Source organism: Methylobacterium sp. WSM2598 (assembly GCF_000379105.1).
Taxonomy (GTDB): Bacteria; Pseudomonadota; Alphaproteobacteria; order Rhizobiales; family Beijerinckiaceae; genus Methylobacterium.
This window is the reverse complement of sequence record NZ_KB900609.1, coordinates 6042684-6056050: the sequence shown is the minus strand read 5'-3', so window position 1 is coordinate 6056050 and position 13367 is coordinate 6042684. Positions and strand designations below refer to the sequence as shown.

8 protein-coding genes and 1 riboswitch are annotated in these 13367 nt (G+C 72.1%); of the genes, 4 read left to right on the top strand and 4 right to left on the bottom strand.

Translation table 11 applies throughout. The annotated features are described in order from the left end of the window. Nucleotides 1–48 precede the first annotated feature (48 nt). Nucleotides 49–175, bottom strand: a riboswitch (TPP riboswitch). Between the two features lie 27 nt (nucleotides 176–202). Beyond that, the gene (locus tag MET2598_RS0128230) at nucleotides 203–1453 is read right to left on the bottom strand and encodes an adenylate/guanylate cyclase domain-containing protein (RefSeq protein ID WP_012336391.1); all 1251 of its coding nucleotides are present in this window, start codon (nucleotides 1451–1453) and stop codon (nucleotides 203–205) included. Nucleotides 1454–2008: 555 nt separating this feature from the next. Here MET2598_RS0128230 and MET2598_RS0128225 point away from each other — a divergent pair. Next, complete coding sequence (locus MET2598_RS0128225) at nucleotides 2009–2935, top strand: Hint domain-containing protein (protein WP_018263147.1); 927 nt, start codon at nucleotides 2009–2011, stop codon at nucleotides 2933–2935. A gap of 187 nt (nucleotides 2936–3122) precedes the next feature. Next, complete coding sequence (locus MET2598_RS43915) at nucleotides 3123–5048, top strand: Hint domain-containing protein (protein WP_018263146.1); 1926 nt, start codon at nucleotides 3123–3125, stop codon at nucleotides 5046–5048. Nucleotides 5049–5478: 430 nt separating this feature from the next. On the opposite strand, the gene rpoD is transcribed toward MET2598_RS43915, so the two are convergent. The 3 genes from rpoD to MET2598_RS0128205 all read right to left on the bottom strand — a co-directional run bounded on the left by rpoD (nucleotide 5479) and on the right by MET2598_RS0128205 (nucleotide 10474). After that, nucleotides 5479–7479: an RNA polymerase sigma factor RpoD gene (gene rpoD / locus MET2598_RS0128215; protein ID WP_018263145.1), complete on the bottom strand. Its 2001-nt coding sequence runs from the start codon at nucleotides 7477–7479 to the stop codon at nucleotides 5479–5481. Nucleotides 7480–7668: 189 nt separating this feature from the next. Beyond that, entirely contained in the window at nucleotides 7669–9561 is a 1893-nt protein-coding gene (gene dnaG, locus MET2598_RS0128210; RefSeq protein WP_018263144.1) for a DNA primase, read from the bottom strand. Between the two features lie 58 nt (nucleotides 9562–9619). Beyond that, on the bottom strand, nucleotides 9620–10474 hold the full coding sequence (locus MET2598_RS0128205) for a type 1 glutamine amidotransferase (protein ID WP_012336396.1): 855 nt from the start codon (nucleotides 10472–10474) through the stop codon (nucleotides 9620–9622). Nucleotides 10475–10736: 262 nt separating this feature from the next. Between MET2598_RS0128205 and MET2598_RS0128200 the strand changes: the two genes are divergently transcribed. Continuing rightward, nucleotides 10737–12881 (top strand): transglycosylase domain-containing protein, encoded by a 2145-nt coding sequence (locus MET2598_RS0128200; protein WP_018263143.1) that lies wholly within the window; start codon nucleotides 10737–10739, stop codon nucleotides 12879–12881. Between the two features lie 288 nt (nucleotides 12882–13169). Then, nucleotides 13170–13367 (top strand): hypothetical protein (locus MET2598_RS42395; RefSeq protein WP_036270578.1); only part of this gene is annotated, 198 nt, incomplete at its 3' end.

The following is a 13367-nucleotide window of genomic DNA, read 5'->3' as shown; positions in this document are numbered from 1 at the left end:
GCCCGTCGAGATTGGAGTTGCGCCACGAAACGTGTTGAAGCGCCCGGGTCCGCGGACCCCGTCCAATCCCTACGCCGGTATGAGCCGGATCAGGTTCGAAGGATTTCCGCGCTGACCGGCCGCGGCCGGTCCATCGGTGTCTCAGCCCCTTGTCGGGGATCTCCCTGGAACGGACGGAATGTGGGCGAGGGACGGCGCCCCGTCAACCGCTCCGGGCGGGCCGGTAGAGGGCGATCTTCTCCGCGAAGCCGTCGAGGGGATGGCAGCCCACCGGCTCGGGGTCGCCCCACAGGAAGTCCACGAAGGGCTTCGACATCAGCAGCGGCTCGCCCAGGAGCTTGTTGAGCTTGGCGAGGCGGCTGGCGAGGTTGACGTCGCGCCCGATCACCGTGAAGTCGAGGCGCGCGCCCGAGCCGACATTGCCGTAGGCGGCCTCGCCGTGATGGAGCGCGATGCCGGCCGCGATCCGGGCCGGGAAGCGCCCGGCCGCATTCGCCTCGTCGAGGCGGCGCAGCGCCGTCTGGGCCGCGGTGAGCGCGCTCTGGGCCGCCCCGCCCAGCCCGTCGCCGGTTTCGCGGAAGATCGCCAGCAGGCCGTCCCCCATGTATTTCAGCACCTCGCCGCCCTCGCTCTCGATCGGCGGCACCAAGCAGTCGAAGTAGGTGTTGAGGAGATCGACCGAGGCCTCGGGCGTCAGCGTGCCGCTCAGCTGCGTGTAGCCGCGCATGTCGGCGAACAGGATCGCCGAGCGGATGCGCTCGACTTGGCCGCGCCGGATCGAGCCCGACAGGATGGCCTGGTGCGGCCCGTCCCCGACGTAGATCCGCAGCACCTGATCGAGCCGGGTGTTGAGGCCGCGCATCTCCATCACGGCCGACAGGGTCGGCACGATGAAGCGCAGGATGGCGAGGTTCTCGGCGGTGAAGCCGCGCGGGCTGCGCGTCGCGAAGGTGATGCCGTTGTTGGTGCCGTTGGTGAAGAAGATCGGGATCGCGACGTAGTGGCGGTAGCCGCTGGCCTTCAGCTCCGGGATGATGCTGAAGCGGTCGTCGGGCGTGCGGTCGAGGTCGAGGAGCAGCCACTCGCGGGTGGCGAAGATGTGGGCGAAGGGTGAGCGGGCGAGCGCCTGGTCGGTGGCCTCGCCGTGCGGGAACAGGCGGAAGCTGACGCCGCCCTCGCGGGTCCAGAACCGGCCGACGCCGGAATACTCGGAGTGGAGCGCGTCGATCGCCGTGGTGGCGCGATCGACCGGCAGGCCGAGGTCGTTGAGGCGCTCGGCGAGGCCCGCGAGCAGGTCGCCGGATTCCGGCATCCGCGCGCCCTCGCTCAGCAGCCAGTCGCGCAGGGCCACGCAGGCGCGAAACAGCCCGATCGGGATGCCGCCGGCCTCCGACCCGTCCGCCACGGCCGTGGGCGCTGGGATGGGTCGATCGGTCGGCAGGACGTGCGGCATCCGGCGGAAATGGGCAGCCCGCACGGCCAAGGCAAGGCGTGCCGCGCCACCGCCCTTCGGCCCCGCGCGGGCCGGAGTGTCCCGGCCCGCGCGACCGGCGGCCGTTCGGGCGGAAGCGGAATCTCGGGCCGAGGCGTGTGATTCCGGCGCTCTCGCCCCACAGGTGGTTCGGAAGCCGTCGGATCGGAACGGATGGGCGCATGTCTGGAACGGGTCCGCCGACCTTCGGCGGATCGGCTGCGGCGAGGGTGCGGGCGCGGGGCGTCGGAACGCCTCGCGGACGCGACGGCCATCCCGTCGCCCCCGGATCGCTCCGAGTCGACCACGTCCGCTCCCGCTCGGGCGGGTTCGGTCGTTCCTCCCGGACGGCCGCGTCATCACCTGCGGACCGGCCAGAGGCTCATCCGGAGATCTCCGATGGGCTCGGCTGGCCGAGCAGATTGTCCCGACCCTCGTCCACGTCGATCTTAGGGGTGCCTCATGTCCGGTGGATCTTCTCCGTCCTTGACTTTCAGATACGCCGTCAATCTCGACCCTGTGGCCGATAGCAATGATTTGGTGATCAGGTCGATTTTCAAATCTGGCAATTACACGATCAGCGATATCGCGGATTCGCCGTCGGACGACACGACGCAGCTCGGTGACGTTGCGGACGAGAAGTTCCAGGTCGTGGCGCCGGACGGGACCATCTTCAAGCCGAGCGAAACCTATTACGGCAGGACGCTCAACAATCCGGGGATCGTGGCGAGGCTCCCGAGCAAGCGCGGCGGTTTCACGTATTACCTGTTCACGAATAATGCCTATCAGCAGGGTGCGACGGTCTCGAAGGGCGATATCTCGCAGACGCCCACGGCCCTGTGCTTCGCCGCGGGCACGCGGATCCTGACGTCGCGCGGCGAGGTCGCGGTGGAGGATCTCCGGGTGGGCGATGCGGCGGTGACGGCCTCGGGCCGGGCCCGCCCGATCGTCTGGATCGGCCACCGCGAGCTCGCCGGCCCGCTCTCCCCCGACCAGCATCCGGTGCGGGTGCGGGCGGGGGCGTTCGGGGCGGGTCTGCCCGCGCGCGACCTCCTGCTCTCGCCCGGCCACCCGGTGCTGGTCGGCGCCGGGGCGGACGGCGAGGGCGGCGTGCTGGTTCCGGTGATGTGCCTGATCAACGGCACCAGCATCGCGCGCGAGCCGGCGGCGCGCGTCACCTACTGGCACGTGGAACTGGACGCGCACGACCTGCTGCTGGCCGAGGGGCTGGCCGCGGAGAGCTACCTCGACCTCGGCAGCCGGCCCTGGTTCGAGGAGGGCTCCGCCAGCGCCCTGCACGACCCGGACCTGGTGCCGGCGGGCGTGCCGGGCCGCTGCCGGCCGGTGGCGACGCGGGGGCCGGCCGTCGAGGCCGAGCGGCGGCGCCTCGACGCGGTCTTCGCCGCCTCCCTCTCCGCCCAGTGCGCCTGGCCCGAGACCGGGGCCGTCGCCCTGCCGGGCTGACCGGCGCGGGCCGCCGTGCCGGGCGGCCCGCCCGCGCGTAAGGGCGCCGCCCGGTCCCCCGGACCGGGCTGCGGCGACGCGACCTCGGCCCCCTCCTCGGGCCGCCGCACCAATGCCGCCACCGGCCCGCGCGCCTGCCCCGACCAGCTGTGCGGGCCCGGCGCCGGCCCATCACCGGGAGATGACGATGGACGATCTGACGTCGGCGCAAGAAGACGAAATCACCTTCATCTCCGGCGTCGACCGAAGCGGCGCCGTCGCCAACAACACGTATTTCACCTATAATGTCGAAGGATATAATTTCAATCCGCCGAGAGCCTACATCTCGAAGTGGTACAACGACGACAAGGGCTCGCCGATCGCGGCGACGAGCAAGGCCGGGACGCCGGGCGGCGTGGTCAGCTACGCCTTCGATTCCAGCGTCGGGGTCGAGCCGCAGGCCGCCTACAAGGCGGCCCTGACCCTGTGGTCGGACATCGCCGACATCAAGTTCCAGGAGGTCGCCTGGAGCGCGGCGGCGAGCATCCAGATCAGCAACACGCCCGAGGCCAACGGAGATACGTTCGTTCCGTCGAACGGTTACAGCGTGCCCGGCAGGGGCGTGACGGACCTTCCGACCCAGATGGCGCCCCACACGCGCGGCGGCGCGGTCCAGATCAACGTCTCGGCGGACGACGCGGCGTTCAAGATCTCCAGCATCGGTGCGCCCAGCCAGATCGGCACCGTGGTCCACGAGACGGGCCACGCGCTCGGCCTCGGTCACGCCGGGCGCTACAACGGGAGCTACGACGCGTCCGGGCAGTTCTCCGCCTACGACACGCAATCCTGGTCGATCATGTCGTACATCGATACCCAGGATTCGGCTGCGCCGTATTTCGACAAATACCCTGTCCAGGGCACGCAGTGGACCAGCTACTACAAGGGCGCCGAGTTCAAAGGCGGTGCGCAATCGCCGATGATGCTGGACATTCTGGCGTCCCAGCGCCTCTACGGCGCTTCCAAGAGTTCGACCTTCTCGGGCGGCCAAGTTTACGGTTTCAACAGCAATATATCGGATGCGTCTCGGCTGCTCTTTGATTTCGGCGTCAACAGGGTGCCGATCGTCACGCTCTACAACTCCGGAACCAACAACACGCTCGATCTGTCCGGCTTCGATACGCCGAGCACGATCAACCTGAATCCCGGCAGCTTCTCCAGTGCCAGCGCGAGCGGCCTGCTCGTCAACAATATCGGGATCGCCTACAACACGCGGATCGACAAGGCCGTCGGCGGGGCGGGCGACGACACCTTCATCCTGAACGCCGACGGCGACACGATCGATGGCGGCGGCGGCACCAACAGGGTGGTCATCAAGGGCGACAGGGCGAATTACAGCGTCGACAGGACCGGCGCCGCCAGCGCCACCGTCACCAACACGGCGACGGGCGCCATCGACCGGCTGACCAACGTCCAGGACATCACCTTCGACCCGCCGGTCTGCTTCGCCACCGGGACCCGCATCGCCGTGGTCCGGGACGGGGTCGAGGCAGCGGTCGCGGTGGAGGATCTCCGGGTGGGCGACGCGGCGGTGACGGCCTCGGGCCGGGCCCGCCCGATCGTCTGGATCGGCCACCGCGAGCTCGCCGGCCCGCTCTCCCCCGACCAGCATCCGGTGCGGGTGCGGGCGGGGGCGTTCGGGGCGGGTCTGCCCGCGCGCGACCTCCTGCTCTCGCCCGGCCACCCGGTGCTGGTCGGCGCCGGGGCGGACGGCGAGGGCGGCGTGCTGGTTCCGGTGATGTGCCTGATCAACGGCACCAGCATCGCGCGCGAGCCGGCGGCGCGCGTCACCTACTGGCACGTGGAACTGGACGCGCACGACCTGCTGCTGGCCGAGGGGCTGGCCGCGGAGAGCTACCTCGACCTCGGCAGCCGGCCCTGGTTCGAGGAGGGCTCCGCCAGCGCCCTGCACGATCCGGACCTGGTGCCGGCGGGCGTGCCGGGCCGCTGCCGGCCGGTGGCGACGCGGGGGCCGGCCGTCGAGGCCGAGCGGCGGCGCCTCGACGTGGTCTTCGCCGCCCGCCTCTCCGCCCAGTGCGCATGGCCGGAGGCCGACGCGGTCGCCCTGCCGGGCTGACCGGCGCGGGCCGCCCCACCCCCTCCCCTTGCGACGCCGCGGGGCCGCGCGACCGGCTCCCGCGCCGGTCCGGGCGGAAGCGGACATCCCCGCGCCGCGGCGCGCGATTCCGGTGCCCACGCCCCCGGATCATTCGGAAGCCGCGGATCGGACCGGATGGGCGCATGTCCGGAACGGGGCCGCCGAAGGAAGGCGGCGCCGCGGCCGTCACCTGCCCGCAGGTGGACCGGGACGCGCACGACCCGCTGCCGGCCGGCGGCGAGCGGCGGGCCGCCACGGCTGTGTGGGATGCACTGCCAGACCACGCCGTCGCACGCCCGCTCCGGCGAGAACGAGAGGGTCCTTCTCAGCTGCCGAGGGGGCGCCCGCGCGAGCGGCCGCGCCCCGCGCGGGCGCGCCCGGGGCGACCCGAAGGCCGCCCCGCCGGGGCTCAGTTGTCGAGGAAGCTCCTGAGCTTGCGCGACCGGCTCGGGTGCTTGAGCTTGCGCAGCGCCTTCGCCTCGATCTGGCGGATGCGCTCGCGGGTCACCGAGAATTGCTGGCCGACCTCCTCCAGGGTGTGGTCGGTGTTCATGCCGATGCCGAAGCGCATGCGCAGCACGCGCTCCTCGCGCGGCGTCAGCGAGGCCAGCACCCGCGTCGTCGTCTCGCGCAGGTTCGACTGGATCGCCGCGTCGATCGGCAGCACGACGTTCTTGTCCTCGATGAAGTCGCCGAGATGCGAATCCTCCTCGTCGCCGATCGGCGTCTCGAGGGAGATCGGCTCCTTGGCGATCTTGAGGACCTTGCGGACCTTCTCCAGCGGCATCGCCAGCTTCTCGGCGAGCTCCTCCGGCGTCGGCTCGCGGCCGATCTCGTGCAGCATCTGCCGCGAGGTCCGCACGATCTTGTTGATCGTCTCGATCATGTGCACCGGGATGCGGATCGTGCGGGCCTGATCGGCGATCGAGCGCGTGATCGCCTGCCGGATCCACCACGTCGCGTAGGTTGAGAACTTGTAGCCGCGCCGGTACTCGAACTTGTCCACCGCCTTCATCAGGCCGATATTGCCCTCCTGGATCAGGTCCAGGAACTGCAGGCCGCGGTTCGTGTACTTCTTGGCGATCGAGATCACCAGCCGCAGATTCGCCTCGATCATCTCCTTCTTGGCCTGGCGGGCTTCGCGCTCGCCCTTCTGGACCATGTGGACGATCTTGCGGTATTCCTGGATCTCCAAGCCGGTCTCGGAGGCGAGCGACATGATCTGCTCGCGCAGGGTCTTGATCCCGTCCTGCCCGCGCTCGGTGAAGTTCTTCCAGCCCTTGCCGCCGAGCTTGCCCACCCGCTCGACCCAGTGCGGATCGAGCTCCTGGCCCTGGTAGTGGCGCAGGAACTCGTCGCGGGCGACGCCGTGGCTCTCGGCGAGCCGCATCAGGCGGCCCTCCTGGGAGATCAGCCGCTTGTTGATGTCGTAGAGCTGCTCGACCAGCGCCTCGATCCGGTTGGCGTTGAGGGAGAGCGACTTCACGTCCGCGACGATGCGGCTCTTGAGCTCGGCGTATTGCCGCCTCTGGCCCTCGTTCGCCCCCGCCCCCTGCAGCCGCGTCTCGGCCTGCTGGGCCTGCACCTGGCGCAGCTTGCGGTAATTCTCGGCGATCGCGTCGAAGGTCTCGAGCACCCGCGGCTTCAGCTCGGCCTCCATGGCCGAGAGCGAGACGTTGTTCTCGAGGTCGTCCTCGTCGCCGTCGCCCTCCGGCGCGGCAACCTCGCCCTCCGGCCCGTCGCCCTCGGCCTCCACCTCGCCCTCGGCCGGGCCGGCGCGGCCGTCCGGCCCCGCATAGGTGGCTTCGAGGTCGATGATGTCGCGCAGCAGCACCCGGCCGTCGACGAGTTCGTCGCGCCAGATGATGATCGCCTGGAAGGTCAGCGGGCTCTCGCACAGGCCCGCGATCATCGCCTCGCGCCCGGCCTCGATGCGCTTGGCGATCGCGATCTCGCCCTCGCGGGAGAGGAGCTCCACCGAGCCCATCTCGCGCAGGTACATGCGGACGGGGTCGTCCGTGCGGTCGGTGGGCTCCTTGGTGGTCTCGGTGCGCAGCACGGCCGGCCGGTTCGGCGCGACCTCGGCGACCTCGGTCCCCTCGCTGGCCTCCTCGTCGTCGCCGCCGCCCTCGGCCGCGGCCCCCTCGGCCTGGTTGTCGTCCGCCTCCTCGGCCTCGACGACGTTCACGCCGAGTTCCGACAGCTGGCCGAGCACGTCCTCGATCTGCTCGGAGGTGAACTCCTCCTGAGGCAGCACCTCGTTCAGCTCGTCGTAGGTGACGTAGCCGCGCTTCTTGGCCAGCTTGATCATCCGCTTGACGGAGGCATCCGTCAGGTCGAGGAGCGGTCCGTCGGTCTGCTGCTCGGGAGCCGCTTCGGTCTCTTCTCGTTCCGTTGCCTTCGTCGCCATGATCAGCCTATGGTTCCGGTGCCGGCCCGCCCCGGCGGGGCGGGGCCCGCCTCGACGACACCGTGATGTACAGATGGGCAGCGGAGCCACCGGCCCTGCCGCCCTTCGATCCCGTCCGAATTGTGCAAGCGAGACGCTTGACTTATTGCTAACTATCCTGGTTCGGGGTCCGAAGTCACGCCTCGCGCGTCAGAGGGCCGCGACCTCCGCGGCCTCCGCCACGTCCGCCTCCGCGGCGGCGACCACGGCCAGCCGCTCCTTGACATCGCGAAGCCACGCGAAGTTCGCCTCCGTCTCCTCCTCGGCGAGCGCGCGCTCGGCCGCCCGAAGCTCGCTATGTAGAGACCCGGCCCTGCGGTGCAAGATCACGGCCTGCCGAAGCGCGTCCTCCAGACGCACCGGGTCGGCGTGCGGGTCGAGCGCCCAGCGGTCGCCGGGGCGCACATGCGCGGCGATTCGCCCGGCCGCCGCCGCGAGCCCCGCCCGCTCCAGCCGGGTGCTGAGTGCGGCCGCGTCGCCGGGCCCGCCCTCCGCCGCGTGGTCGAGCAGGGCCTGGCGCAGGTCGCGGGCATCCGCGCTCGCGAGGTCGAGGGCGGCGAGGTCCTCCGCCTCCCCGGCGAGCAGCTCCGGATGCACGACCAGCACTCCGATGATCAGCGCCTCCCGGGGCGACGTCCCCCCAGCGAAGAGCGACGAGCGGGCGAGGAGCGGGCTCGCCCGCGCGGTCAGCCGGGGCGAGGCGGGCCGCTCGGGCTGGCCCCGCCCCCGGCGGGCGAAGGCCGGGGCGGCGTCGCGCCGCCCGCCTCCCGCCGGCGCCGGGCCGAACGCGCGCAGCCGCGCCTCGATCTCGTCGCGGTAGTAGCGGCGGAGGGTCTCGTCGCGGATCTGCCCGACGAGCTCGCGCAGGCGCTGGGCGAGGCCGGCCCGGCGCTCGGGCGTGTCGACCGGCGCCATCTCGGTCTCGCGCGACCACAGCACCTCGACGAGGGGGCGGGCGCCCTCCAGCACCCGGTCGAGGGCGACGGCGCCGCCCGCGCGCAGCAGGTCGTCCGGGTCCTGGCCCTCCGGCAGCAGCGCGAAGCGCAGGGACTTGCCGGGGGCGAGGCCCGGCAGCGCCACGTCGAGGGCCCGGTAGGCGGCGCGCCGTCCCGCCCCGTCCCCGTCGAAGCACAGGATCGGCTCGTCGGCCATGCGCCACATCAGGCCGAGCTGGTCCTCGGTGAGGGCGGTGCCGAGCGGGGCCACCGTCTCCGGGTGGCCGCCCATCGTCATGGCGATCACGTCGACGTAGCCCTCGACGGCGATGACCCGGCCCGTGTCGTGGGCGGCGCGGCGCGCCGCGTGGTGGTTGTACAGGACCGTGCCCTTGTGGAAGAGCGGCGTCTCCGGGGAGTTGAGGTATTTGGGCTTGGCCTCCGGCGCCAGCGCCCGGCCGCCGAAGGCGATCACCCGCCCGCGCAGGTCGCGGATCGGGAAGATGATCCGGTCCCGGAAATGGTCGTACGGGACCGCGACGTCCTCGCCCCCCTTGATCAGGCCGAGTTCGATCATCAACTCGGCCGGCACGTCGCGGGCCGCGAGGTGGTCGCGCAGGGCGTAGCGCTCCGCCGGCGCGTAGCCGAGGCGGAACTCCCGCTGCACCGCCTGGCTCAGGCCCCGCCGGGCGAGGTAGTCGCGCGCCCGGGCGCCGCCGCGGCCGGCGAGCTGCGCCTCGAAGAAGGCGGCGGCGAGCTCCATCACCTCGAGGCCGCCGCGGCGGCGCTCCTCGCTGTCGCGGCTCTCGCGGCTCGGCGCCGGCAGCGCGACGCCGGCCTCGGCCGCGAGCCGCTCCACCGCCTCCGGGAAGGACAGGCCCTCGGTCTCCTGCAGGAACGTGAAGATGTCGCCGTGCTTGCCCGACGAGAAGCAGTGAAAGAACTGCTTCTGGTCGTTCACGTAGAAGGACGGGGTCTTCTCCGCGTTGAAGGGCGACAGCCCGCGCCATTCCCGACCCGCCTTCTTCAGCCGCACCTTGCGGCCGACCACGTCGGAGGCGGGCAGACGGGCGCGGATCTCTTCCAGGAGGTGGGGCGGGTAGCGCACGCGTGGGATCCGGGGCGGGGTGGGAAGCCCTTATAGCAGAGGCGAGCCGCCGGAGTCCTTAACGGCCCCGCGCGACGCGCCGGGGCCGCACCAGCCCGTCGAGGAAGTTGCGGATCTCCCGGCGGCGGCGCTCGGGCGCGGTCACCTCCTCGCCGAGGCCGAGCCGCCACGCGAGGTCGGGCCGCCCGCGCGGATCGGCGTGGAGGGCGCGCAGGGCCTCGGCCTGCGCGGCGACGTCCCCCTCCCCCCGGCAGAGCCCGGCCGCCACGACGCCGCCCGCCGACAGGCAGAGCATGGCCGCGACCTCGTCGAGGTCGAGTTCCGGGTGGTACTGGGTGCCCCAGAACAATCCCGGCCCGTACGGGACCTCGATCGCCTGGACGTCGAGCCGGCCGTTGCCGGCGAGCACGGTGCTGCCGGGCGGGGGGGTCAGCACCGCGTCGTCGTGGATCGCGGGCGCGTCGTAGGCGGCGGGGCGCCCGGCGAGGAGCGGGTGCTCCCGCCCCGCCGCGGTCGGCGCGATGTTGCGGGCGAAGCCGTATTCCGGCCCGCGCGGGTTGCGGCCCGCCTCCCCGCCCGCCACGGCGGCCGCCACCTGGACGCCCCAGCAGGAGCCGAAGACCGGCACCCCCGCCTCCAGCGCCGCGCGCATCAGCTCGATCTGCCGGCGCACCGCCGGACCGCCCTCGGCGACGTGGAGCGTCGAGCCGGTGAACACGACGCCGTCATAGGCCTCCACCGCGACGGGCAGGTCCCCGTCCGCATCCGCCGGGGCGACGCGGTCGCAGGCGACGTCGGCCGCGAGCGCGCGCAGCACCCCCGCGTAGGTCTCGGCCGAGGTCTTGCCGCAGCGCGCCACGTGCCGCTCGCGACCGGCGCGCTCGTTCCCGTCCACCACCAGCAGACGCAGCATCCCATCTCCCTCCGTTGCGCGGGGCGTGGCGCAACGTGGGATCGCGCGGCGACGTTCCGGGCGATGGGGTCGCGCCCCCCGGGATTTCGCATAAGGCACTGGATAATAAAGAGGAAAAATCGAGTAACGGCCCTTAAACCCGCCTCATTTAGGGTCTCTTCAGGACCCGTACGACCGATTCCGCTCACGGCGCGGGCCTCCGGGCCGCGGCTTTGGAGGCCGGATCGGGACAGGTCGTCCGGGATCGCGAGGGCAGGAGCAGATGGCGAAGGGACGCGGCGGCCGGGTCGAGCCGACCTTCGACGCGCCCGGAGGGCGCCCGGATCCGGCGGACCTCGACCTGCGCCTGACGCGCAGCGACCGGGCGGGAGCGAGCGTGGCACGATCGAGAACCGGACGAAGCCGCAAGGCGCCCGCGCGCGGCCCCGCGCCGCGGCGGCGCTCCCTCCTCGGTCGCCTCGTCTACGGCCTCTTGATCCTCGGGGTCTGGGGCGTGGTGGGGCTCGCCGGGATCGTCGCCTACCACGCCTCGCAGCTGCCGCCGATCGACCAGCTCGCGGTGCCCAAGCGGCCGCCGAACATCGCCATCCTGGCGTCCGACGGTTCGCTCCTCGCCAACCGGGGCGAGACGGGCGGGCGCACGGTCACCATCCGGGAATTGCCGCCCTACCTGCCGCGCGCCTTCGTGGCGATCGAGGACCGGCGCTTCTACGGCCACATGGGCATCGACCCGGTCGGGATCCTGCGGGCGCTCATGCGCAACCTGACCTCGCGCGGCGTGGCGCAGGGCGGCTCGACCCTGACCCAGCAGCTCGCCAAGAACCTCTTCCTCACCCAGGAGCGCACCGCCTCGCGCAAGATCCAGGAGGCGATCCTGGCCCTGTGGCTGGAGCACACCTACAGCAAGGACGAGATCCTCGAACTCTACCTCAACCGCGTCTATTTCGGCGCCGGCGCCTACGGGGTGGAGGCGGCGGCCCAGCGCTACTTCGCCAAGCCGGCCAAGGACGTGACCCTGGCCGAGGCCGCCATGCTCGGCGGCCTCGTGCAGGCGCCCTCGCGGCTCGCCCCCAACCGCAACCTGCCGGCCGCCCAGGCGCGGGCCGCCCAGGTGCTGGCCGCCATGCAGGAGCTCGGCTTCGCCAAGCCGGCCGAGGTGAAGCTCGCCCTCGACCGGCCGGCCAAGCCGAGCCGGGCGGCCGGCGGCGGCTCGGCCAACTACGTCGCGGACCTCGTGATGGACGTGCTCGACGACTACGTCGGCACGATCGAGGGCGACGTCACCGTCTCGACGACCGTCGATCCGGCGCTCCAGGCCGCGGCCGAGAAGGCCCTGGTCGACGAGCTCAACCAGAAGGGCGGGCGCTACAACGTCTCCCAGGGCGCCGTGGTGGCCATGAAGCCGGACGGGGCGATCCGCGCCCTGGTCGGCGGGCGCGACTACGCGCAGAGCCAGTTCAACCGGGCCACCACCGCCAAGCGGCAGCCCGGCTCGGCCTTCAAGCCCTTCGTCTACCTCGCGGCGCTGGAGCGCGGCCTCACCCCCGACACGGTGCGGGAGGATTCGCCCGTCGCCCTCAAGGGCTGGAACCCCGAGAACTACACCCGCAGCTACGCCGGGCCGGTGACCCTGCGCGACGCGCTCGCCCATTCCCTCAACACGGTGGCGGTGAAGCTCGGCCTCGAAGTCGGGCCCAAGGCGGTGGTGCAGACGGCCCAGCGCCTCGGCATCACCTCGCCCCTGCAGGCCAATGCCTCGATCGCGCTGGGCACCTCCGAGGTGACGCCCCTCGAACTGGTCGGCGCCTACGCGGCCTTCGCCAATGGCGGCACCGGGGTGATTCCCTACGTCATCGCCAGCGTGAAGCGCGCGGATGGCAAGGTCGTCTACAAGCGCAGCCCCACCGGCCTCGGCCGCGTGATCGACCCGAACGCGGTCGGCATGATGAACGCGATGCTGCACGAGGTCTTCGTCAGCGGCACCGCCCGGAAGGGCGACATCCCGGGCCTCGACCTCGCCGGCAAGACCGGCACCAGCCAGGATTTCCGCGACGCGTGGTTCGTCGGCTACTCGACGAGCCTGGTCGCCGGCGTCTGGCTCGGCAACGACGACAACGAGCCGACCAAGCGGGTGAGCGGCGGCAACCTGCCGGTCGAGATCTGGAACCGGTTCATGGTCGCGGCCCTGCGCGGCGACAAGCCGGGCCCCCTGGCGGGGGCCGGGCGCTGGCGGCGCGGCGGCGCCGCGGTGGCCTCGGCAGCGCCGGAGCCCGGCGGCCTCGGCGAACTGATCGGCGGCCTCTTCAACGAGCCGCAGGCCGCCCCCCGCCCCGCGCCCCAGCCGCGCCCCGGCCCGAGCCGCGAGGACCGCAACTTCCTGGAGCGCCTGTTCGGCGTCGGGGATTGACGGCGGCCGCCGCGCCGATCGGGCGGGATCGCTCCAGTCGAAGATCAAAACCGGGACGATCAAGCAAAAACGATTGCCACATTATCCCGGAGGCGCGCCGCCTCCGGTATTTCGATCGTGGCCCAAAAGTCACGGCCGGTTCCGGCCTGCCGGCGACCATGCCTTGATCCCCGTCTGTTGTGCAAGCCGGCGTCAGTCGGGATTGCCGCGGAACGGCCAAGTTGGTTATCCCGACCCCGAGGCACCCCCGGCGATGCGCCGGGGAGAGACCGTGGGGCGGAGGGAACGATGGCGTGGCGTCGCGGGCTGCTGGTCACCACGATCCTGGTTCCGGCGGCCGCGCTCGGCGGTGCCGGGCGGGCGGCCGCCCAGGGTGACACGATCGCCCTCGAGCAGATCGACGTGGTCCCGGTCACCCCGGTCGCGGGCGCGGGCGGCCTGCGCCGCGCGGAGGGCGGCGCCCCCGTCGCCGCCGGCGGCGCCCTG